The 21,009-nt window shown below is 73.3% G+C and carries 21 protein-coding genes; 15 read left to right on the forward strand and 6 right to left on the reverse strand.

Annotation, left to right across the window (positions count from 1 at the left end):
• Positions 1–41 precede the first annotated feature (41 nt).
• The 10 genes from ACZ49B_RS33850 to ACZ49B_RS33895 all read left to right on the forward strand — a co-directional run bounded on the left by ACZ49B_RS33850 (position 42) and on the right by ACZ49B_RS33895 (position 13,446).
• Positions 42–1,856: an FAD-dependent oxidoreductase gene (locus ACZ49B_RS33850; RefSeq protein WP_468313637.1), complete on the forward strand. Its 1,815-nt coding sequence runs from the start codon at positions 42–44 to the stop codon at positions 1,854–1,856.
• A complete protein-coding gene (gene fabG, locus ACZ49B_RS33855) occupies positions 1,853–2,671 on the forward strand; it encodes a 3-oxoacyl-ACP reductase FabG (RefSeq protein ID WP_468313640.1) in 819 nt (272 codons plus the stop codon). The genes ACZ49B_RS33850 and fabG overlap by 4 nt, the downstream gene beginning before the upstream one ends.
• Positions 2,671–3,630 (forward strand): aromatase/cyclase, encoded by a 960-nt coding sequence (locus ACZ49B_RS33860; protein ID WP_468313643.1) that lies wholly within the window; start codon positions 2,671–2,673, stop codon positions 3,628–3,630. Before fabG ends, ACZ49B_RS33860 begins: the two co-directional genes overlap by 1 nt.
• A 121-nt stretch (positions 3,631–3,751) precedes the next feature.
• A complete protein-coding gene (locus ACZ49B_RS33865) occupies positions 3,752–4,708 on the forward strand; it encodes an aromatase/cyclase (protein ID WP_468313646.1) in 957 nt (318 codons plus the stop codon).
• 180 nt (positions 4,709–4,888) lie between these two features.
• Positions 4,889–7,030, forward strand: a complete 2,142-nt coding sequence (locus ACZ49B_RS33870) for a condensation domain-containing protein (RefSeq protein WP_468313649.1) — start codon at positions 4,889–4,891, stop codon at positions 7,028–7,030.
• A gap of 334 nt (positions 7,031–7,364) precedes the next feature.
• Positions 7,365–8,264, forward strand: coding sequence for an acyltransferase domain-containing protein (locus ACZ49B_RS33875; protein WP_468313652.1), 900 nt, complete (start codon positions 7,365–7,367; stop codon positions 8,262–8,264).
• A 310-nt stretch (positions 8,265–8,574) separates the two neighbouring features.
• A complete protein-coding gene (locus tag ACZ49B_RS33880; protein ID WP_468313655.1) occupies positions 8,575–10,326 on the forward strand; it encodes an acyl-CoA dehydrogenase in 1,752 nt (583 codons plus the stop codon).
• A gap of 77 nt (positions 10,327–10,403) precedes the next feature.
• Positions 10,404–11,237, forward strand: coding sequence for a 4'-phosphopantetheinyl transferase family protein (locus ACZ49B_RS33885; protein ID WP_468313657.1), 834 nt, complete (start codon positions 10,404–10,406; stop codon positions 11,235–11,237).
• Positions 11,238–11,572: 335 nt separating this feature from the next.
• On the forward strand, positions 11,573–13,225 hold the full coding sequence (locus ACZ49B_RS33890; protein WP_468313659.1) for an acyl-CoA carboxylase subunit beta: 1,653 nt from the start codon (positions 11,573–11,575) through the stop codon (positions 13,223–13,225).
• Positions 13,222–13,446: an acyl-CoA carboxylase epsilon subunit gene (locus ACZ49B_RS33895; protein ID WP_468313660.1), complete on the forward strand. Its 225-nt coding sequence runs from the start codon at positions 13,222–13,224 to the stop codon at positions 13,444–13,446. The genes ACZ49B_RS33890 and ACZ49B_RS33895 overlap by 4 nt, the downstream gene beginning before the upstream one ends.
• Here the strand turns inward: ACZ49B_RS33895 and ACZ49B_RS33900 are convergent.
• Positions 13,418–14,179 (reverse strand): TetR/AcrR family transcriptional regulator, encoded by a 762-nt coding sequence (locus ACZ49B_RS33900; RefSeq protein ID WP_468313662.1) that lies wholly within the window; start codon positions 14,177–14,179, stop codon positions 13,418–13,420. The genes ACZ49B_RS33895 and ACZ49B_RS33900 overlap by 29 nt on opposite strands.
• A gap of 119 nt (positions 14,180–14,298) precedes the next feature.
• On the opposite strand from ACZ49B_RS33900, the gene ACZ49B_RS33905 reads away from it, so the two are divergent.
• Positions 14,299–15,375, forward strand: a complete 1,077-nt coding sequence (locus tag ACZ49B_RS33905; protein WP_468313665.1) for an alpha/beta fold hydrolase — start codon at positions 14,299–14,301, stop codon at positions 15,373–15,375.
• Between the two features lie 14 nt (positions 15,376–15,389).
• On the opposite strand, the gene ACZ49B_RS33910 is transcribed toward ACZ49B_RS33905, so the two are convergent.
• The 3 genes from ACZ49B_RS33910 to ACZ49B_RS33920 all read right to left on the reverse strand — a co-directional run bounded on the left by ACZ49B_RS33910 (position 15,390) and on the right by ACZ49B_RS33920 (position 17,128).
• Positions 15,390–16,097: an SDR family oxidoreductase gene (locus ACZ49B_RS33910; protein WP_468313667.1), complete on the reverse strand. Its 708-nt coding sequence runs from the start codon at positions 16,095–16,097 to the stop codon at positions 15,390–15,392.
• Between the two features lie 45 nt (positions 16,098–16,142).
• Entirely contained in the window at positions 16,143–16,367 is a 225-nt protein-coding gene (locus ACZ49B_RS33915) for a response regulator transcription factor (protein WP_468305187.1), read from the reverse strand.
• 134 nt (positions 16,368–16,501) lie between these two features.
• Positions 16,502–17,128: a TetR/AcrR family transcriptional regulator gene (locus ACZ49B_RS33920; RefSeq protein ID WP_468313688.1), complete on the reverse strand. Its 627-nt coding sequence runs from the start codon at positions 17,126–17,128 to the stop codon at positions 16,502–16,504.
• 113 nt (positions 17,129–17,241) lie between these two features.
• Here ACZ49B_RS33920 and ACZ49B_RS33925 point away from each other — a divergent pair, with 113 nt between their 5' ends.
• The 3 genes from ACZ49B_RS33925 (at position 17,242) to ACZ49B_RS33935 (ending at position 18,844) form a co-directional block, all read left to right on the forward strand.
• Complete coding sequence (locus ACZ49B_RS33925) at positions 17,242–17,844, forward strand: dihydrofolate reductase family protein (protein WP_468313669.1); 603 nt, start codon at positions 17,242–17,244, stop codon at positions 17,842–17,844.
• Positions 17,845–17,861: 17 nt separating this feature from the next.
• On the forward strand, positions 17,862–18,233 hold the full coding sequence (locus ACZ49B_RS33930; protein WP_468313672.1) for a cupin domain-containing protein: 372 nt from the start codon (positions 17,862–17,864) through the stop codon (positions 18,231–18,233).
• Between the two features lie 149 nt (positions 18,234–18,382).
• Positions 18,383–18,844 (forward strand): nuclear transport factor 2 family protein, encoded by a 462-nt coding sequence (locus tag ACZ49B_RS33935; protein WP_468313675.1) that lies wholly within the window; start codon positions 18,383–18,385, stop codon positions 18,842–18,844.
• A 102-nt stretch (positions 18,845–18,946) separates the two neighbouring features.
• Here the strand turns inward: ACZ49B_RS33935 and ACZ49B_RS33940 are convergent, their stop codons facing one another.
• Together ACZ49B_RS33940 and argB are read right to left on the reverse strand one after the other, a co-directional pair.
• Positions 18,947–19,279, reverse strand: coding sequence for a hypothetical protein (locus tag ACZ49B_RS33940; protein WP_468313677.1), 333 nt, complete (start codon positions 19,277–19,279; stop codon positions 18,947–18,949).
• A gap of 29 nt (positions 19,280–19,308) precedes the next feature.
• A complete protein-coding gene (argB, locus tag ACZ49B_RS33945) occupies positions 19,309–20,217 on the reverse strand; it encodes an acetylglutamate kinase (RefSeq protein ID WP_468313680.1) in 909 nt (302 codons plus the stop codon).
• 430 nt (positions 20,218–20,647) lie between these two features.
• On the opposite strand from argB, the gene ACZ49B_RS33950 reads away from it, so the two are divergent.
• Complete coding sequence (locus ACZ49B_RS33950) at positions 20,648–20,869, forward strand: MbtH family protein (protein ID WP_468313683.1); 222 nt, start codon at positions 20,648–20,650, stop codon at positions 20,867–20,869.
• Positions 20,870–21,009: the final 140 nt, after the last annotated feature.

A 21,009-nucleotide genomic window follows, 5' to 3' on the forward strand; every position in this document is an offset into this window, starting at 1 on the left:
GCCCGCGCACCACATCCCGTACGACCAGAGGAGCGACCACTGTGGCGACCAACGCCGGTACATCCCCCACGGCCGGGTCCCCCCGCGTGCTCGTGGTGGGGGCGGGCCCCGTGGGCCTGACCGCCGCCCACGAGCTGGCCCGCCGAGGACTGCGCGTGCGCGTCGTGGACGGCGCCCCCGGACCGGCCCCCACCAGCCGCGCGGTGGCCGTGCACCCGCGGACGCTCGAGACGTTCGACCAGATGGGCCTCGTGGACGGGCTGCTCGCCCGGGGCCGCAAGAACAGGGCCTTCACCATGTTCGCGCGCGGCCGCCGGCTGGTCCGGCTCGAGGCGGACTACCGCTCGATGCCCACCCGGTTCCCGTTCACCCTCGTCATCGGGCAGACCGAGACGGAGGAAGTGCTCCGCGAGGCCGTCGCGCGCCTCGGCGTCTGCGTCGAATGGGGCGTGCGCCTGACCTCCCTCGAGCAGGACCGGGACACCGTACGCGCCCGCCTCGAGCACGCCGACGGCTCCACCGAGGAGTACGAGGTGCCCTGGCTGGTCGGCTGCGACGGCGGCCACAGCACGGTGCGCAAGCAGCTCGGGCTCCCGCTGCTCGGCGAGTCCAGCGAGACCTGGGCGCTGGCCGACGCGGCCGTCTCCCTCGACCTGCCGCCCGACACCATCTACTGGGCCCACACCGGCAGCCAGGCCATGATGATGGTCCCGTACCAGCGCGAGGGGTACTGGCGGCTGCTCGACACCGCCCCCGCCGGCCGGTCGGAGACCCCGCGCGAGGCCGCGGAGCGCTTCTCGGAGAAGCTCAGCACCGGGCTCGGCCGCCCGGTGCAGGTCGCCGAACCCGACTGGACCTCCGTCTTCACCTTCCAGCAGCGCATGGTGCCCCGCATGCACGACGGCCGCTGCTTCGTCGCGGGCGACGCCGCCCACGTGCACAGCCCCGCCTCCGGCCAGGGCATGAACACCGGCATCCAGGAGGCCTACAACCTCGCCTGGAAGCTCGCCATGGCCGCCCTGGGCCAGGCGGGCCGCGAACTGCTCGCCACGTACGGGCAGGAGCGCGTCCCCATCGGCAAGAAGCTCCTGGGCTCCGTTCGCAAGGCCACCTTCCTGGTCCAGTTCAAGAACACCATGGCCGGTGTGGGGCTGCCGATCGCCTTCACCTTCGTACGCAACATCGGGCCGCTGCGCCGGGCCATCCAGCGCAAGGTGCTCGGCGGCATGTCCGGGCTGCTGCTGTCGTACCCCGAGTCCCCGCTGACCACGGCCGACCCGCTGATGGCGGTGGCCGCCGGCTCGCGCGCCGCCGCTGCGGCCGGCCGGCACCCGGACGACCCCGGCTCCGAGGCGCTGCGCGCCGAACTCCGCGACACCCGCTGGTCCCTGGTGTGGGCGGCGCAGGAAGAGCCCGGCGAGGCGGGACGGGTCGCGGCGGCCGCCGCGGCCGCACACGGCACGTGGCTGTCGGTACGGACCGCGGGCGACGGCCTCGGCGGCGGTCCCGCCCCGCTGCCCGACCCGAACGGGCTGCTGCGGCGCTCGCTGGACCTCGGGCCGGGCGGCTGGGTGCTGATCCGGCCCGACGGCTACATCGCCGCGAGCGGCACGGAGCTGACCCGGCGCGGGCTCGCACGGGCCCTTGCGCCGCTGGGCGCGGCCGCCGCGCTGCCCGACGTGATCCGCGAAGCGGTCCGCGCACCCCGGGTGTCCGCGCCGCAGGCGGCGGCCGGGGCAGCCGCCGCATCCTACGGAACCCGCACGTCCGTACCGCTCCTCGACCCTGCTTCCACCGCGTCTCCAGAGCTCCGCGACACGGTCGAGACCTCACGCGTACTGGAGGGGACACGTTGAAAACACCGACCACACCGTCAGCGCAGCCGCAGGCGGCGCCGGAGAAGGCGGTCGCCCTGGTCACCGGCGGCACGAGCGGCATCGGCCTGGCGGTCGTACGTGACCTGGGCCGGCGCGGGCACCGGGTGTTCCTGTGTGCGCGGACCGCGGAAACCGTCAAGGAGACCGTGGAGGAGCTGCGCGCCGAGGGCCTGGAGGTCTCGGGCCTGGCCGCCGACGTCCGCTCCCGCGAGGCGATCGCGGAGCTCGTGGCCGCCGCCGTCGCCGAGTTCGGCCCGATCTCCGTCCTGGTCAACAACGCCGGGCGCAGCGGCGGCGGTCCGACCGCCGACATCAGCGACGAGCTCTGGTACGACGTCATCGACACCAACCTGAACAGCGTCTTCCTGCTGACCCGGGAAGTGCTCAAGCACGGCGGCCTGGCCGGGGCCTCCTACGGCCGGATCATCAACATCGCCTCCACGGCCGGCAAGCAGGGCGTCCTGCTGGGCGCCCCGTACTCGGCGTCCAAGCACGCCGTCGTCGGCTTCACCAAGGCCCTCGGCAAGGAGCTGGCCCCGGCCGGGATCACGGTCAACGCGGTGTGCCCCGGGTACGTGGAGACGCCGATGGCGCAGCGCGTACGGGCCGGCTACGCGGCGGCCTGGGACACCACGACCGAGGACGTGCAGGAGCAGTTCGAGGCGAAGATCCCGCTGGGGCGCTACGCGACCCCGGAGGAGGTGGCGGCCATGGTCGGCTACCTGACCACGGACCTCGCCGCGTCCGTCACCGCGCAGGCGCTGAACGTCTGCGGCGGACTGGGGAACTTCTGATGGCGGCCGAGCGGGTGCACCGCACCGTGCACGAGACCGAGGTGGCCGCCCCCGCGGGCGTGGTCTACGGAATGATCGCGGACGCCGTGCAGTGGCCGCTGTACTTCCCGCCCAACGTGCACGTGGAGCGCCTCGCGTTCGACGGCGTACAGGAGCGGCTGCGGATGTGGGCGACGGCGAACGGCCAGGTCAAGTCCTGGACCTCGCGCCGGGTGCTCGACGCGGCGGCGCGGCGCATCGAGTTCCGCCAGGAGATCCCCGCGGCCCCGCTGTCGGCGATGACCGGCACCTGGATCGTCGAGTCGCTGGGCGCCGACCGCTCGAAGCTGACGCTGCTGCACGACTTCTCGGTCGAGGGCGACCGGCCCCGGGACGTGGAGTGGGTCGAGCGCGCCACCGACACCAACAGCCGTGCGGAGCTGGCGAACCTGGCGCAGCTGGGCGAGCGCTGGGGCAAGCTCGACGAGCTCGTGATGTCCTTCGAGGACCGTGTCGACGTGGACGCCCCGCCGGAGCTGGTCTACGCGTTCCTGGAGCGGGCCGAGCAGTGGCCGGAGCTGCTGCCGCACGTCTCGCGGCTGGAGCTCACCGAGCCCGACGAGCTGCCCGGCGTCCAGGTCATGGCCATGGACACGCTCACCGCCGACGGGTCCGCGCACACCACCGAATCGGTGCGGGTGTGCTTCCCGGCGGCCGGCCGCATCGTCTACAAGCAGACCCGCACCCCGGCGCTGATGTCGGCCCACACCGGCGTGTGGACGGTCACCGGCGGCGCGTACGGCTCGACGGTCACCTCGCAGCACGGCGTCGTGCTGCGCGAGGAGGCCGTCACCCAGGTGCTGGGCGCCTCCGCCGACCTCGCGGCGGCCCGCAGGTACGTCCGCCAGGCGCTGGGCCGCAACAGCACCGCGACCATGACGTACGCCAAGCAGCACGCGGAGTCGGCGCTCGCGAGCTAGGGGGTGTCGGCCTGTCCGGCCATGACCCGCCGGACGCTCCCCGAGCCTCCAGGCTCTCTCGAGCCGGACTCCGGCGGTCGCGGACAGACTCTGTACCCAAGTGTGAGGGAAGGGTGTGGCGATGTCTGTCCAGCAAGTGCACCGGACGTCCTATGCCGTGGATGTGAACGCGCCCGCAGGCGTGGTCTACGGTCTGATCGCGGACACGACGCAGTGGCCGCTGTTCATCCCGCCCAGCATCCACGTCGAGCGGCTCGACTTCGACGGCTTCCAGGACCGGTTCCACATGTGGGTCACCGCGAACGGGAGCGTCAGGTCCTGGCTCTCGCGCCGCACGCTGGACGCGCCCCGGCTGCGGATCGACTTCCGCCAGGAGGTCCCCGCCGCCCCCGTCGTCGCGATGGGCGGCAGCTGGATCGTGGAGCCGCGGGGCACCGACCGTTCGCGGCTGACCCTGCTCCACGACTTCGCGGTCGCCGGCGACCGGCCCGCGGACGTCGACTGGACCAAGGAGGCCACGGACACCAACAGCCGCGCCGAGCTGGCGCAGCTGAAGGAGGCCGCGGAGCGCTGGACCCGGCTCGACGGCCTGCTGCTGTCCTTCGAGGACTCCGTACGCATCGACGGACCGGCCGACCTGGTCTACCAGTTCCTCTACGGGGTCGCCGACTGGCCGGAGCGCGTCCCCCACGTCTCCCGCGTCGCCGTCACCGAGGACGAGCCCGGCGTCCAGCTGCTGAGCATGGACACCGTGACCTCCGACGGGGCGGTGCACACCACGGAGTCCGTCCGGGTGTGCTTCCCGCACGCCGGCCGCATCGTCTACAAGCAGACCGCGACCCCGGCCCTGATGACCGCGCACACCGGCGAGTGGTCGCTGATCCCCGACGAGACCGGGGTCACCGCCCTCTCCCAGCACAGCGTGCTGCTGCGGGAGGAGGCCGTCGAGCGGGTCCTGGGCCCCGGCGCGGACCTCGCACAGGCCAGGACGTACGTACGCGAGGCGCTCGGCCGCAACAGCACCGCCACCCTCAACCTCGCCAAGCGGTACGCGGAGACCGCCATCCGCAGGCTCTAGTGCCGTGGCCGGGAAGGTGAACCTTTCCGGTCGCAGCACTAGTGAGGGTCCGCTCGGGGTGCTCCGGCGGGACTCCGGCGGCGTGTCAGCGGCGCGTCAGCGAAACGTGGGCGTGCCACGCATACTCGACCCCTTTGAACCGTGACGCCGCCCGGCGGGCGCCGAGACGAGGGGGAGTGGATGAGCGTCGCCCTGACCGTGGTCATCGCGCCCGGCTTCGCCCCGGCGCTGGACCTGCGCGGTCCCCTCGATCAGGACGCCCTCGCGGCGGCCCTCGCCGCGCTGCCCTCGGGCACGCCCACCCTGCGCCGCCACACGGCCACGCACCACACCCTGCACCTGCCGCCGCAGCACTCCCCGGCCGGCACGGTGGCCGATCTGCTGACCGCACCCGGAGCCCGGCCGCGGCAGACGCCCGCGCAGGCGAAGGCGTTGCGGACCGCGTGGGAGGGCCCTGCCGCGGAGGCAGCCGGCGGGCAGGACGCACCCGGCCCCTTCGACAGCCCGGCCGTGCATCCCGTGGGCGGGCTCCCCGCGAGCGCGCGCCAGCGCGACGTGCTCCTCGACGTCCTGACCGGCCGGCCCGGCGCCGGCCTGCACGTCGAGCAGCTGCACTGGCGCTGGTACGGGCCGCTGGACACCGGGCGGTTCCACGCCGCCTGGCAGGCCGTCTTCCTGCAGGAGCCCGTGCTGCGGGCCGCGTTCACCGACCGCGCCCGCACGGACGGCCCCGGGACCGCCCCACGCGTCGTCGTGCACCGGCAGGCCGCACCGCAGCTGGTGCACCACCACCACGGCTCCGCCGACTGGCACTCCCTGCTGGTGGGCGAGCGGCTGCGCGCCTTCGACCTGCACCGGCCCGGGCTGCTGCGCATCGCGCTCCTGGACGAACAGGCCGGGCCCGCCGGGCCGACCCGCATCGTGCTCACCTACCACCACGCCATGCTCGACGGCTGGAGCGTGCGCCTGCTGCTGCGCGCCTTCTACCGCGCCTACCTGGCCGAGGGGCGCACCATCGGCGGCGAGCGCCGCCCCGACGTGCGCGACCACCTGCGCTGGCTGGGCGACCAGGACCTCACCCCGCCCCGCGACTTCTGGTCGGCCGCCACGCCCCCGGCCGGCTCCCGCACCCTGCCCGGCCCGACCGCGGCCGGGCTGCCCGCCGGCGACGGGGCCCGCTGGGGCCACGGGCTCGCGCGCCAGCGGCTGACCCCGTACGAGGCCGCCCGGCTGCGTGACTGGGCCGCCGGGCTCGGCGCCACCGAGAGCACGGCCCTGCACGCCGCCTGGGCGCTGCTGCTGTACCGGGACGGCGGATCGGGCCCGGCGCCCGCGCCCGTCGCGTTCGGCATGGCCGTCTCCGGCCGCGGCATCGCCCTGGAGGGCGCCGCGAGCATCCCGGCCCCGCTGCGGGGCGCGCTGCCCGTCCACGTCGACGTGGACCCCGGGGCCCCGATGGAGCGGCTGCTGGGCGACCTGCGCGACCGGGCCCTGGGCGCGGCAGCGTACGAATGGGTCTCGGCGGGCCAGGTCCAGCAGTGGAGCGGGCGGGCCGTCCCCGACGAACTCACGGACTCGATCGTCGCCTTCGAGGCCCCGCAGGGCCCGCCGCCCGCCCCGGACGGCCGGGACCCGCTCTGGACCGATCTCGACGCCGAGGGCGTCCGGGTGGACCTCCCGCAGGCCGTGGGGCCGCACACGCCCCAGCCCATCGCCATCAGCGCGTACCACGACGCCGAGGGCGCCCTGCTGCTGACGGCGGTCAACGACCGGACCCGGATCGCGGATCCCGAAGCGGCCGCGGCGCTCGCCCGGACCGCGCGGCTGCTGCGCGAGTTCCCGGTCCTCGTCGACGGCACGACCAGCGTCGGGGAGGTCCTGCAGATCCTGGCCGGCCTGCCCCTGCCCGGGCCCGTGGCAGCCTCCCCGGTCCCGCCCGGCGGCGGTCTGCGCACGCTGCGCGCGGCCGCGCGGCCCGACGCCGGCACGATCCTGCTCGTACCGCCGCCGGCTGCGCCCGAGGCCTGCTACGACGCCCTCGTACAGGCCTATCCGGGCCCGGAGGCACTCACCACGGTCACCGCCCCGACCGATACGGCGGCGTGCCTGGCCGCGGTGCGACCCGCGCTCGCGGCCGGCGAACCGCTGCTCCTCGGCTGCTTCTCCGGAGGAGGGAGCGTCGCGTACGAGGTGGCGCAGCGCATCGCCGCCCACGGCTGGCTGCCTCCGCTCGTGGCCATCGCGGGCACGGCGGACGGGAGTTCCGCCTCGGCGCACGACCTCGCGCGCACCCTGGAGGCCGCGGCCGGCCGGCCCGGCTGAACGCCGGGGGGTCTGGTCTCCAGGGGCCACTCGGTGCACGGAGTCGGAGCGGCGCTCCGGTCCGGCCGCGCAGCCGTGGCACGCTCCGGTCCGTCGGCCCCGTGCCGTTCCTGCGGGACTTCTCGAGCGGCGTTCGAAGATTCCTTGAGCCCCACCGCGGACCGTGTGCACAGCAGTCGTCACCCCCCCGGGCAGCGGCACCCCGCCGCCCCACACCCCGAGCAGCCGAGGAGAGCGACCATGGTGACCTTCCTCAACAAGCCGACCGTGCACGGTCACACCGACGAGTGCCCTGCCCCGAAGGACCGCCGCGCGACCACGGAGGCGGTGCCCGGTGTCCGATGAGCGCTCCTCGGGCAGCCTGCTCGCAGGACCGGGCGCCGCGCCGCCGAGGGCCGTAGGACGCTCCTCCTCCGCTCCGCGCCCGGCCGATCGGGCCGGCCCCGCGCCCGGTGCGCCGGCGGGCGGGGCGGCGGACCAGGCCGTCCTGTTCACCGCGCACGGCCCGCTGCTGCCCGGCCTCGGCCGGGACCTCTACGGCACCTTCCGCGCCTTCGCCGCCGCCTGGAACGAGGTGGCCGAGGCTCTGGACCCGTGGCTGCCCCTGCCGCTGGCCGCCGTCGTGTTCGCCCCCCGGGAGGGGGTGGACGCCGCCCTGATCCGGGACGCCGCGTTCGCCGAGCCCGCCCTGTTCGCCTACCAGGTCGCCCTGTTCCGGATGTGGGAGTCCTGGGGCATGGAGGCGCGGGCCGTGGCGGGACACGCGGCGGGCGAGATCTCCGCGGCGTACCTGGCCGGCGTGCTCGACCTGGACGACGCGGCGCGCCTGGTCGTGGCCCGCGGACGGCTCGCCCCCGGCGATGCACCGCACAAGGCCCGCGCCGCCTCCGAGAAGCGGTTCCTCCGGGTGGCCAAGGGCTGCCGCATCCACGCGCCCGGCCTCACCCTGATCTGCGCGACGACCGGCGACCTGCTCGGTCCCCGCCCCGGTGAGCGGACCCTCACCGCCGAACACTTCCTGCGCCAGGCCCGTGCGACACCCTCGCCGGCGGCCGCGCAGAGCGCCCTCGAAGCCGCCGGATTCCCCCGCACCCACCCCTGCGGACCCGACGCGCGCAGCACCGCCCTCGGCAGCGAAGTGGACTCCGTGCTGGCCTCGCTCGGCCGCCTCCACGACCACGGCCACCCGATCTCCTGGCCCAGGGTCTTCGCCGAAGCCACGCCCCCGGCCTGAGGTAGGCCGCCTCCCGGAAGCCGCCGCTCCCGGCGGCTTCCGGCAACTCCCGTGCCCGGCTGTACGAAGGCTCGAGCGACCGTCGAGCGAACCCCGTGAGGCTATGGAGCGTCCGGCGGATCGGGGCCGGCCCGGCCCGCCTGGCACCCCCTCAGCAGCCTCGGGGAAGTGGGAGCACATTCCCACGCCGCCCGGCACGCCCGACGCGGAAACGCACCCGAGGCTGCTCAGACACCCGTGCACACGGACGGACCAGCCCCGGACCACCAGCAACGGCGAGTCCCGCGACGAAGGAGCTGATCCCGCGACCATGGCCACCACCGAGATCCACGCGGACTCCGCCATCAGACATGCCGAGCCCATCGCCCCGCTGCGCCGCGCGGCGCGGCTCGAGGCGCAGCTCGGCGACCCGTACGACCCCGCCAACCCGCACGGTCTGGGCGCCCTGTTCGCCGCCGACGAGCGGCGCGAACCGCCCGAGGCCACCGAGCAGCTCCTCACCGAGGCCGGGCTCGGAGCCGAGTTCGTGCCCGCCGAGTACGGCGGCCGGCTCACCCGCGCCGACCACCTGGCCAAGGTGCTGCGCCCGGTCTTCCGCCGGGACCTCGCCCTCGGCTTCGGATTCGGCATCACCTCGCTCTTCGCCACCTCCGCCGTCTGGGCGGCGGGCACCGAGGCGCAGCGCCGGTTCACCGCCGACCTGCTGCTCGGCGGCGGCCGCGCCTCGATCGTCCACCACGAGATGGCGCACGCGAACGACATCCTGCGCGACGAGTTCACCGCCGGCGCCGCACCGGGCGGCGGCTACGAGCTCAACGGCCGCAAGGACGTCATCATCAACGCCGCCCGCTCCGAGGCGTACGTCGTCTACGCGCGCACCGACCCGGCCCGCAGCCCGTACAGCCACTCCGTGCTGCTCGTGGACCCGTCCGAGCTCCGCGGCGTCAACCACCTGCCCCGGGTCCCCACCACCGGCATGCGCGGCAACCTGTTCTCCGGGCTGGAGTTCACCGACTGCGCCGTCCCCGGGGATGCGCTCGTCGGCCGCCCCGGCGAAGGGGTGGCCCTGGCCCTGCGCACGTACCAGGTCAACCGCTGCGTCATCGCCTCGACGGCCGTCGCCGCCGTCGACACCGTCCTGCACTCCGCCGTACGGGCCGCGACCACCGGCCGCAGCCGTCCCCTGGCCCGCCGCTGGCACAAGCCGCTCGCCGGGGTGTTCGCCGACATGCTCGCCTGCGACAGCATGGCCACCGTCGCCCTGCGCGCCCTGAGCCTGCTGCCCGACCGCACCCACGTGCTCGCCGCCGCCGTCAAGTACGTGGTCCCGGACCTGCTGCGGGAGGACCTCGAGGAACTCGCCAGCGTCCTCGGCTCCCGCGGCTACCAACGCGGCACCCCCGCGTACGGCGCCCTCGACAAGCTCGGACGCGACCTGCCTGTGGCCGGCCTCGGGCACGCGGGCACCGCCGCCTGCCAGGCCGTGATCGTCCCCCAGCTGCGCACCCTCGCCGAGCGCGCGTGGTTCCGCGAGGAGGAGCCGCCGCCGGAGCTGTTCCGCACCGGGGCCGCGCTGCCCGCCCTCGACTACCGGCTGCTCGGCATCGCCGACGGCGGCGACTTCCTCGCCGCATCGCTCGTCGAGTCCGCCGCGCGGCTGGCCGGGGTACGCGGGGTCGGGGGCCAGCTGGCCGTCCTCGCCGACCTCGCCGAGGGCTTCGTCACCGAACTGCGCGCCCTGCGCGAACGCTGCCGGGCCATCCCCGCCCACGGCACCCCCGCCGCCCTGTCCGACCCCGCCCTGTGCGTGCTCAGCGACCGCTACGCCCTGGTCCTCGCGGCCGCCTCGGTCCTCGGCACCTGGGAGGGCCAGGACGGCAGCGATCCCTTCCTGGCCGCCCCCGCCTGGGCGGTGCTCGCGCTGTCCCGGCTCGGCGGCCGGCTCGGCATCCCCGTGCCCGATCTGCCCGACGGCTGCCGCGAGCAGGTGCTGGAGGAGCTGATGCGCCGCTACCGCTCGGGCCGCAGCTGCGACCTCGACGCGACGGAACTCGCGCAGTGACCCAGCCGCCTCGGCACGGCACCACGGCATCCCCTGCTCACCGTCCAGCACATCCAGCACCAGGGAAGGACAGCCCGATGACGGAAGACGCGCAGCGCATGACCACTCCGGTCCACGTCACCGGGCCGGCCGGTCCCTGGCAGGAGGTGGAGGACGGCATGGCCCTGCGCGGGAACGCCTCGGTCTTCACCACCTGGGGCGAGTGGCTCACCGCCGCGCTCGCGGAACCTGCGCTGCGCCCGCTGCTCGGCCGCGACTGGCTGCGCTACCGGCAGACCGTCGACCCGACGATCCGGTACCGCTTCGTCGCCTCCCGGCTGGCGGTCAAGTACACGGCGGCGGCCGCGCTCGGCGTCGACCCCGCCGACCTGGACCTCGCGTACAAGATCGGCGGCCGTCCGTACCTGCGCGGCTTCGACCAGATCGACGTCAGCCTCACCCACACCGACGACCTGATCGCCGTGGGCATCAGCCGCACCGGCAGGATCGGCATCGACACCGAACCCGTCGACCGCAGGCTCTCCTTGCAGCTCCTGCAGGACCAGGTGCTGACCGCCGCCGAGCAGGCCGAACTCGCGGCGCTGCCCGAGGCGGAGCAGTCCGCGGCGATGCTGCGGCTGTGGACCCTGAAGGAGGCCTACACCAAGGCGCTCGGCCAGGGCCTGCGGCTGGGCTTCTCCGAGTTCGGTTTCGCGACCGGCAGCGGGGGCGACGCGGGCCTGCTCGCTCCGGACGGGACCCCCGCGGCCCGCGGCGAGTGGGCGTTCGGCACGTACCCGGTGCTCGGCCGGTACCTGGTCAGCATCGCCTGCCACGACACCGGCCTGAACACCTCGCGTGACACCGCCGTCTCCACGATGCTCGACGAAGGCTTCCTGACCACGGTGGCGGGCCTCCTCGAGCGGGCCTGAAAACGCGAGCGGGCCTGAAAACGCGAGCGGGCCTGACACCGCGAGCGGCACCACCGGTGCCACACCGGCGCTGTAGGCGGGTCCGAGTTCTGCGGAGGAGAGTCGTTCCTGCGGCCCGCCACCCGGTCATCCCCCCGGCCGGGAGCATGCCGCTCCTCTTGCCCCGCTGCCCGAACACCCACGCCCGGGCAGCGGGGCACAGGCATGCCCGGCCCCCGTCCCGCCCGCGGCGCGAGCGGCCCCGTACGGAATTCGAGCCGGGCTGTAGCACCGCGGTCGATGCTGGACGATGCGACACCGGCCGAACCCGGTGCCTCTGTGTCGAAAGGGCCCGTATGAGCATCGTCGAGGAAAGACCACTGGAGAGCGTTCTCGCACCGGACGACGGGCTCACTCCTTCGCCTTCCGCCCGTCACCACGAGGACGGCGTCCGCTTCGCGTCCCTGCGCGAGCGCACGGCGGAACTGCACGCCGTACGCGCGCTGGCCGAGGCCGGACCCGGCGAACGAGCCACCGCCGCCCAGCACGCCAAGGGCAAGCTGACCGCCCGCGAGCGCATCGAGCTCCTGTTCGACGAAGGTACGTTCAGCGAGGTCGAGCAGCTCCGCCGGCACCGTGCCACCGGCTTCGGCCTGGAGGACAAGAAGCCCTACACGGACGGGGTCGTCACCGGCTGGGGCAAGGTCCACGGCCGTACGGTCTTCGCGTACGCCCACGACTTCCGCATCTTCGGCGGCGCGCTCGGCGAGGCCCACGCCGAGAAGATCCACAAGCTGATGGACCTGGCCGAGGGGGTCGGGGCCCCCGTCGTGGGTCTGTGCGACGGCGCCGGCGCCCGCATCCAGGAAGGCGTCACCGCGCTCGCCGGCTACGGCGGCATCTTCCAGCGCAACGTCCGCAACTCCGGTGTCATCCCGCAGATCTCGGTCATCCTCGGGCCCTGCGCGGGCGGCGCCGCGTACTCGCCCGCCCTCACGGACTTCGTCTTCATGGTCCGCGGCACCTCGCAGATGTTCATCACCGGCTCCGACGTCGTCCAGGCCGTCACCGGTGAAGCCGTCACGATGGAGGACCTCGGCGGCGCCGACAGCCACGTCGGGGCTTCGGGCGTGGCCGCCTTCGCGTACGACGACGAGCAGAGCTGCCTCGAGGACGTACGCCACCTGCTGTCCCTGCTGCCCTCCAACAACCGCGAGTCCGCTCCCGCCGGCGACCTCGAGGACCCGGTGGACCGCCGCTGCGAGCGCCTGTTCGACCTGGTCCCGGGCAAGCCCACGCAGGCGTACGACATCCGCGACGTCATCGAGGAGATCGCCGACCACGGGGACTACTTCGAGGTCCACACCCAGTGGGCCCGCAACGTCGTCTGCGCCCTGACCCGCCTCGGCGGCCAGGTCGTCGGCATCGTCGCCAACCAGCCGGCGCACCTCGCGGGCGTCCTCGACATCCACGCGTCCGAGAAGGCGGCCCGCTTCGTCCAGTTCTGCGACTCGTTCAGCATTCCGCTGGTCACCCTGATCGACGTACCCGGCTTCCTGCCCGGCGTCGACCAGGAGCACAACGGCATCATCCGGCACGGCGCGAAGCTCCTGTACGCGTACTGCAACGCCACCGTGCCGCGCATCAGCCTCATCCTGCGCAAGGCCTACGGCGGTGCCTACATCGTCATGGACTCCCGCTCCATCGGCGCGGACGTCGCCCTGGCCTGGCCCTCGAACGAGATCGCCGTCATGGGCGCGGAAGGCGCGGCCAGCGTCATCTTCCGCCGCGAGATCAACGCCTCCGACGACCCCGAGGCCACCCGCGCGCAGAAGATCAAGGAGTACCAGGCCGAGCTGATGCACCCGTACTACGCGGCCGAACGGGGCCTCGTCGACGACGTCATCGACCCGGCCGAGACCCGCACGCGCCTCATCTCCACCCTCGACATGCTGCGCACCAAGCACGCCCAGTTGCCGAGCCGCAAGCACGGGAACGTGCCGCTGTGACCGCCGACGACAGGACCGCCCTGGCACTGGCGGCGATGCGCATCACCAAGGGCAACCCGACGGCGGAGGACGTCGCGGCGCTGGCCGTGCTCCTCGCCTCCCGGCTCCGGCACGAGGCGCAGGCCGTGCAGGCGGAGCCCTCGCAGGCGGGGGCCCAGGTGGAGAAGCTGCCCCTGCGCCCCCGGCCGTCCTTCATCGCGCCGGGCGCCTGGGCCTCGTAGGTCCTTCCCCACCGTCCCCGATCAGCGTGGCGACGCCGTCCAGGATCCGCTCGAGTCCGAACTCGAGCGGATCGTCCGCGCGCGGGGTGAAGGCCCCGCCCGCGATGGCCGCGGTCAGTGCCGGGAACCGCTCGCCGTGCCGTTTCCACACGTCCGCCGTGAGCCGGTTCCACTCCTGACGGCCTTCCTCGTCGTCGTCGACGATCTGCTGCGCCAGGCTGCGGACGTGCCCGACGACCAGCAGGAAGGCCGCGTGCTGCTGTGCGTACGGGAGTCCCGTCCCCGACAGCGCGGCCAAGGCGGAGTCGAGCCAGGCCAGCTGACGGGGCCCCATGAGCTGTCGGCGCATCCCGGTGGCGGCCACCATCCACGGCCGGCGCCGGTACTGCTCCCAGCACGCGCGCGCCCACGCGTCCAGCTGCGGACGCCAGCCCCCCGGCACGTCCGCGACGTCGGGAGCCGGTCCGAAGGCGCTGTCGACCATCAGGTCGAGCAGTTCGGCCTTGCCGGGGACGTAGCGGTACAGCGCCATGGTGGTCACGCCCAGGCGCGCGGCGACGCTCTGCATCGACAGCGCGTCCAGCCCTTCCGTATCGGCGATGGCGAGCGCGCTGTCCACGATGCGCCCGACGCTCAGCGAGGGCTTCGGGCCGCGCTTGGGCTGCTCCTGCTCGCCCCACAGGAGCGCCAGGCTGACCGCCGGATCGCGCTTCTCGTCCCTGCTCCTGGCCATGCGGCCCCCGCTCCTCGGATCGCTGCGTACCGGACCCGTTGACGGCACGCCCTGGAACTGTATATAACATAAACGAAATCGCTTACTGCATACACAGTTCTCGTCCGTGAGGGGTCACCATGCTCGCCACCGTCCTCGCCGCCTCCGCCGCCCTCCTCGCCACGCCCGTCGCCGGCCTGCTGGGCCACCGCGCCCTGCGGCGCGCCGGCAACGCCCGGCTCCTGCGCATCGACGGCCCGCGCGGCATCGACGAACAGCACTTCGTCCGGATCGGCGGCATCGAGCAGTGGATCTCGATCCGCGGAGAGGACACGGCCAACCCGGTGGTGCTCGAGATCCACGGCGGCCCCGGCGCCTCCCACTCGGTCTTCGCCCCGCGCACCCGGTCCTGGGAGGAGCACTTCACGGTCGTGCGCTGGGACATGCGCGGCGCGGGCAAGACCTTCGGCCGCTCCGGTCCCGCAGGCCAGGGCGAGATGACCTTCGCCCGCCTGTACGAGGACGCCCTCGAGGTCACCCGGTACGCCCGCGAACGGCTCGGGGCCGAGCGGGTCGTCCTGGTCGCGAGCTCGCTCGGCAGCGTCTTCGGCCTGCGCCTGGCCCGCAGCCACCCCGAGCTGTACTCCGCCTACGTCGGCACCGACCAGAACATCCTGGACGCCGGGCGCGACACCTCCGTCCACGAGGCGCTCCTGGCCCGGCTGCGCGCCGCCGGCCGGCACAAGGACGCCGCCGTGGTGGCGGAGACGGGCAGTGACCCGCACCGGGTGACCGCCGAGCAGCGGGCCGCGTACGACAAGCTGACCGTGGCCTCCGATCCCCTGACGCTCGACACCCTCAAGAGGGTCGTGCTGGGGTCGCTGTGGTTCTCGCCGCTGCACTCGCTGCGCGAGATGGGGCAGTACTTCGCCGGCATGAAGTTCTCCGCGCAGCTCACCCCCACCCTGGCCGCGTTCGACGACAGGGCCGACGGCACCCGCTTCGAGCTGCCGTTCTTCATCTTCCAGGGCGACCGGGACGTCATCACCCCGGCCGAGCGCGCCCGGGCGTTCTTCGACGAGGTCGAGGCCCCGGCCAAGGAGTTCGCGCTGATCGAGGACGCGAGCCACTTCGCGTCGTTCCGCCATCCGGACCGGTTCCTGCACCTGATGCTGACCCGGGTCCGTCCGGTGGTGGCCGCGGCCCCGCGCGCTTAGGCGGGTGTCCTCCGCTACCAGGGCAGCGGACGGCCGTCGCGGAAGAAGCCGCCCGTGGGGCCGGAGTCCGGGAGGGTGGCTGCCCAGACGATCCCCGCGGCCCCTTCCCGTACGGGACGGCCGCCCGGGCCGCCCATGTCGGTCGCGACCCAGCCGGGGCAGACGGAGTTGACCAGGATCCCGTCGCCGCGCAGCTCGGCCGAGAGCATGCGGGTGAGGGCGTTCAGGGCGGCCTTGGAGGCGGTGTAGGCGGGGGTCCCGCCGCCCATGCTCGTCAAGGACGCGGCCTCGCTGCTGACGTTGACGATCCGGCCGTGCCGGCCGGCCCGCAGCAGCGGGAGGAAGGCCTGCGTGGTGCGCCAGGGGCCGTACAGGTTGGTGTCGGCGGCTTCGGCGACCACATCGAGGTCGGCCGTCGCGGCGCGCTGCCAGGTGTCGTACGCGATGGCCGCATTGTTGACGAGGACGTCGAGGCGCCCGAAGCGTTCGTCCGTCTCGCGCGCGGCCCGCTCGGCGCTCGCCGGGTCCCGTACGTCGAGGGCCACCGGACGGACGTCCCCTCCCTCGGCGCGGAGCGCCGCCGCAGCCTCCTCGGCGGCGGGCAGGGAGCGAGCGGTCAGCAGGACGGTGTGCCCGAGCGCGCCGAGCTGTCGGCACACTTCCCGGCCGATGCCCCTGTTGCCGCCGGTGACCAGGGAGACCGTGCGCTCGCCAGCCGTCATGCCGCTCCCGTCTCCGTTCAGCTGCTCCTGTCTCTGTTCAGGAGGTCACAGCCCCATGGAGATGGCCAGTCGGGTGAGCTCGGCGGTGCTGTTGATGCCCAGCTTGGCGCGGATGCGGCGCAGGTAGGCGTCGACGGTGTGCTTGGAGAGTCCCATGTGGCGGGCCGTCTGCAGGTAGGTGCGGCCGGCGGCGATGTGTCCCAGTGCCTCCTGCTCGCGCGGGGCGAGGGCGGTGGTCTCGGTCTGGGGGGTGGTGAGGGTGAGGCTCATGGGATTTCCCTCCGACGGATCGGATCGGTCATCTCTGCTCGCGCCCTCGGAAGCAGGTGGACATGTAGTCGAATGTCCGGTTTGTCCTGCTTAAAATCCTGCGCCCGCACCTTCACGACGGTGTCCGTCGACTGTCACAGGCGTGTGACAGGGCCCGCCTCCAGTGCGGCGTCGAGCATGGCGCGGACGTGGTCGGTCTCCGGGAGCAGCGTGGCCTCGATCTGGTCGTCGGTGCGGCCGGCCAGGGTGAGCTCCTGGATGCGCCGGAACAGCAGGCGGTCCGCTGCGGCGATCAGCGCGGCGGCGGCCCGGGGCGCGATGGCCGGGGCGTGGTCCGGGGCGGCGGCGGTCAGGGCTGCGGCGAGCGCTTCCTCCCGCTGGTCGTGCAATTCGCGCAGCCGGGCGGTGAGGGTGGGGCTGTCGGCGACCATGCGGGCGAACGCGGGGCCGGTGAAGCCGACGGCGGGGCTGTGATCCAGCAGGGCGGCCCGGAACGTCCGGCCCAGGGCGGTGAGCGGCTCTTCGCCGGGTGCGCGCTCGGCGACGGTCCGGGCCAGGCCCTCGGTGAACGCCTCGTGCCGGTCGAGGGCCAGGTCTTCCTTGCGGGCGAAGTAGTTGGTCACCGTCTTCTTGGCCACGCGTGCCGCGGCGGCGATCTCGGCGATCGTCGTCTGCTCGAAGCCCTGCTCGATGAAGAGCCTGGTCGCGCAGTCGGAGATCAGCTGCCTGGTCTCCTGCTTCTTGGACTCGCGGAGCCCCATCTCGGTAGCCATGGAGCAATCTTACATCCATCGCAAAATTACGCTTGACCGACCAAAGTGGCTCGGCCTAAAGTTACGTCCATCGCAAAATTATCCCGAGTGAACGGAACTGGATGCGCAAGCTCACCTACTTCGTCGGCACCTCCATCGACGGCTTCATCGCCGCCCCCGACGGCAGCTTCGACTTCCTCATGGCGCACGTCACCGAGGACTACGTCCCGCACCTGGCCGCCGAGTACCCGGACACCCTCCCGACCGCGGGCCGCGCCGCCCTCGGTGTCGCAGGGGACGTGCCCAACACCCGCTTCGACACCGTGCTCATGGGCCGCGGCACCTACGCCCCGGGCCTGGCCGCCGGCCTCACCAGCCCGTACGCCCACCTGCGGCAGATCGTGTTCTCCCGCTCGCTCACCACCAGCCCGGACCCGGCCGTCGAGGTGACCGCCGAGGACCCGGTCGCCCTGGTCCGCAAGCTCAAGCAGGAGGAGGGGCTCGGGATCTGGCTCTGCGGCGGCGCCGACCTGGCCGGCCGGCTGCTCCCGGAGATCGACGAGCTGATCGTCAAGCAGTACCCGGTGGTGGCCGGCTCCGGCATTCCGCTCTTCCGCGCCGGCTTCTCGCCGCGCACCTTCCGCCTCATGGACAGCCGCGTGTTCGAGAGCGGCAACCTCATCCTCACCTACACGAAGGCCGCCGACGAGAACGGCGCCGGCTGAACCGAGAGGACCCCGTCATGCTCGTGATCACCCCCACCGCCGAGAACGTCACCGAGTCCCCGAACGCCCGCATGACCGGCCTGGCCGCTCCCAGCCGGGGCAGTGCGGAACTCAGTACCTGGACCGTCGCGATGGAGGCCGGCCAGAGCGGCCCCCAGCACTCCGTCAGCCGGGAGCAGGTCTGGACCGTGACCGCCGGCGTCCTCGAGGTCACCTGCGGCGGCCGCACCGAGAAGGTCGCCGCCGGCCAGACCCTCGTCCTGCCGCCGGAAGCGCTCCGGCAGGTCCACGCCCCGCAGGCGGCCGAGGCCCACGTCGCCATGCGCGCCGACGGCGTGGTCTGCGTACCCGGCACCGAGGGCACCCGCGTACTGCCCTGGGCCCGGTGACGGGCCGCCGCCGGACCGGCTCCTCGTCGCACTCCCCTCCTCGCACTCCCAGCGCCGGGGGGGGAGTGCTTGAGGGGTATTTGAAGGATGCTCGATCCGAGCCTCAAAGACTGTCCGTACCGAGTACGGATTCCCTGGAGGCTTGGATCATGACCGTCGAGATGGTGGCCACCGCCGGACGTACGCTCCAGGGCCGGGAGTTCGCCGCCCTGTACGCGGAAGCGCAGCAGTTCTACGCAGTCCAGATGCAGATCCTGGACGCCCACGACACCGAGCTGTGGGCGGGAACCTTCACCGAGGACGCCGTCGTCGAACTGCCGTCCCTGCCCGAGCCGGTGCCCGCCCGCGCCGGGCTCGCCCGCTACGAGCGCGCAGGCGCGGCCGCGCAGCGGCGGGCCGGCAGCGCCCTCAGCCACTGGGTCGGCATGCTCGACGTACAGCCCCGGGCGGACGGGGCGCTGCACACCCGCTGCTCGGCCCTGGTGTACGCCACGCCGGCCGGAGGCAGCTCCAAGGTCCTGTACGTGTGCGTCGTCGAGGACGTCCTGGTCCGCAGCCGCGGCGAGTGGCGCATCGCGCACCGCCGGGTGATCCGCGACGACCTGGCCTGAGCACCCTGAGCCACTGTCGTGACACGGCGTTGAGAGGCCACCGCCCCACCGGCGGTGGCCTCGCCGTGCTCGTGCGCGGCCGGCGAAGGTCCCGGCAGGAGCTCAGGACAGGCTGGTGAACGCGGCGAAGACGTCGTCGAGTTCGTGCGTGTGCACGGTGAGCGACTCGGAGGTGATCGCCGCCGCGTCGAGGACCGCGAGCACGGCCCGCAGGGTCTCGATGCCGGCGTCGGCGGGGATCTGGAGGGTGAGCGTCGCAGGGTCGCACCACGCTTCGCCGAGGCCCGGGGCCGATCCGGCGCCGAAGGCGGCGCCGGCCCGTTCGAGCGCGGTCGCATCGGCGAACCGCAGACGGACGAGACCGTCGGGCGGCCCGTTCCGGGACGGGCCGGAGGGAGGCGGAACCAGGGTGAGCTCCCCGGATGTGCGTGTCACGGGCACTCCCCTCGCCTTCACGCGATCGCTCACCGCAGGATCTCCGCCTCGTCCGGGTCCGGCACGATCACCGTGCCGACCCCGTCGTCGGAGAACATCTGCAGGAGAACCGAGTGGGGGACCCGTCCGTCGATCACCCGGGCCGCGCCGACCCCGCCCCGCACGGCGTTCAGACAGCCGGTCATCTTGGGCACCATGCCGTCGCTCAGCTCCGGCAGGAGCTTCTCCAGCTCGCAGGCCGTGAGCCGCTCGATGACCTCGTCACTGTGCGGCCAGCCCGCGTACAGACCCGCGACGTCCGTCAGCATGACGAGCGCCTCGGCGCGCAGCGCGGTGGCGAGCGCCGCAGCCGCGGTGTCGGCGTTGACGTTGTAGACCAGGCCGTCCTCGGCGCTGCGGGCGAGCGGCGAGACCACCGGGATCCGGCCGTCCGCCAACAGGCTCTCCAGGGCACCGGTGTCCACGCGGGTGACGTCGCCGACCCTGCCGACGTCCACCGGCTCCCCGTCGATCCACGGCACGTGCCGCACCGCGGTGATGGTGTCCGCGTCCTCCCCGGTCATGCCGACGGCGAGCGGGCCGAAGCGGTTGATCAGCCCGACCAGCTCGCGCTGCACCTGGCCGGCGAGGACCATCCGTACCACGTCCATCGCGGCCGGCGAGGTGACGCGGAGTCCGGCTCTGAACTCGCGTTCCAGGCCCCGCCGTGCGAGCTCGGCATCGATCTGGGGGCCTCCTCCGTGCACCACCACGGGCCGCAGCCCGGCGTAGCGCAGGAAGACGATGTCGCGGGCGAAGGCCGCCGTGAGGTCTTCGTTGACCATGGCGTGCCCGCCCAGCTTGATGACGACCGTACGGCCCTGGTGGCGGGCCAGCCAGGGCAGGGCGTCGCCGATGGACTGGGCCTTGGCCATGGCCGGGTGCATGCTGGCGGTCATACACGACTCCTTCTGTGGAAGACCCCGGCCACGGGCCGGGCCCCGATGGCCGGTGGACGTGCGCTCGAGAACGGCACGAAAGCACTTGGCTCTGCTGCGGGCTTTTGGGAAAGTGAATACGTTTCGGCCCGAGCTGTGCTTGTGCCGCAATCATCGCGCGCGGACGCGGGCCAACGGAAGTCGATTCCCGTCGACTCGCTTGAAAAGGCGACCGATTCTGCCACATGAGTGCGTCCCGCTTTCGGGACGCGTCCTGTCAACAGGACAGCGGACGGCAGATATCAATGCAATGGGTCCCGCAGACCTCCACGGGGTTCCCGAAAGGTGCATGATCTGGCTTGGCGGTCTCGCCAACTCCATCCCACCGATGGATGATGATTCATTTTCTGATCGAAAGTGGATCGTGGACGGCTTGAATTGGAGTGGATTGATGAGCAGCAACCCGTTCGACGACGCCGACGGCCGGTTCTACGTACTCGTGAACGACGAGCAGCAGCACTCGCTGTGGCCCTCGTTCACCGACGTTCCCGCCGGCTGGCGCATCGTGTTCGGCGAGGAGAGCCGCGACAAGTGCCTCACGTACGTGGAAGACAAGTGGACCGACCTGCGGCCGCAGAGCCTGCGGGACGCGATGGTCGCCGACGCCGCGTGAGCTGACCGGGCACGGCCCGGAACCGCCGTGGGGGGGGGGGGGGGGGGGGGGGGGGGGGGGGGGGGGGGGGGGAGGGGGAGGGGGGGGGAGGGGGGGGGGGGGGGGGGGGGGGGGGGGGGGGGGGGGGGGGGGGGCTGGGG

It is taken from the genome of Streptomyces sp. NPDC031132, assembly GCF_055570595.1.

Excerpts from the sequence above, each read along its gene's own strand:
- argB (WP_468313680.1), bottom strand. The coding sequence starts at position 20,217 with ATGACCGCCAGCATGCACCCGGCCATGGCCAAGGCCCAGTCCATCGGC.
- ACZ49B_RS33950 (WP_468313683.1), top strand. The coding sequence starts at position 20,648 with ATGAGCAGCAACCCGTTCGACGACGCCGACGGCCGGTTCTACGTACTC.
- ACZ49B_RS33885 (WP_468313657.1), top strand. The coding sequence starts at position 10,404 with ATGACGGAAGACGCGCAGCGCATGACCACTCCGGTCCACGTCACCGGG.
- ACZ49B_RS33865 (WP_468313646.1), top strand. The coding sequence starts at position 3,752 with ATGTCTGTCCAGCAAGTGCACCGGACGTCCTATGCCGTGGATGTGAAC.
- ACZ49B_RS33880 (WP_468313655.1), top strand. The coding sequence starts at position 8,575 with ATGGCCACCACCGAGATCCACGCGGACTCCGCCATCAGACATGCCGAG.
- ACZ49B_RS33920 (WP_468313688.1), bottom strand. The coding sequence starts at position 17,128 with ATGGGGCTCCGCGAGTCCAAGAAGCAGGAGACCAGGCAGCTGATCTCC.
- ACZ49B_RS33935 (WP_468313675.1), top strand. The coding sequence starts at position 18,383 with ATGACCGTCGAGATGGTGGCCACCGCCGGACGTACGCTCCAGGGCCGG.
- ACZ49B_RS33890 (WP_468313659.1), top strand. The coding sequence starts at position 11,573 with ATGAGCATCGTCGAGGAAAGACCACTGGAGAGCGTTCTCGCACCGGAC.
- ACZ49B_RS33900 (WP_468313662.1), bottom strand. The coding sequence starts at position 14,179 with ATGGCCAGGAGCAGGGACGAGAAGCGCGATCCGGCGGTCAGCCTGGCG.
- ACZ49B_RS33915 (WP_468305187.1), bottom strand. The coding sequence starts at position 16,367 with ATGAGCCTCACCCTCACCACCCCCCAGACCGAGACCACCGCCCTCGCC.
- ACZ49B_RS33925 (WP_468313669.1), top strand. The coding sequence starts at position 17,242 with ATGCGCAAGCTCACCTACTTCGTCGGCACCTCCATCGACGGCTTCATC.
- ACZ49B_RS33870 (WP_468313649.1), top strand. The coding sequence starts at position 4,889 with ATGAGCGTCGCCCTGACCGTGGTCATCGCGCCCGGCTTCGCCCCGGCG.
- ACZ49B_RS33860 (WP_468313643.1), top strand. The coding sequence starts at position 2,671 with ATGGCGGCCGAGCGGGTGCACCGCACCGTGCACGAGACCGAGGTGGCC.
- ACZ49B_RS33930 (WP_468313672.1), top strand. The coding sequence starts at position 17,862 with ATGCTCGTGATCACCCCCACCGCCGAGAACGTCACCGAGTCCCCGAAC.
- ACZ49B_RS33905 (WP_468313665.1), top strand. The coding sequence starts at position 14,299 with ATGCTCGCCACCGTCCTCGCCGCCTCCGCCGCCCTCCTCGCCACGCCC.
- ACZ49B_RS33910 (WP_468313667.1), bottom strand. The coding sequence starts at position 16,097 with ATGACGGCTGGCGAGCGCACGGTCTCCCTGGTCACCGGCGGCAACAGG.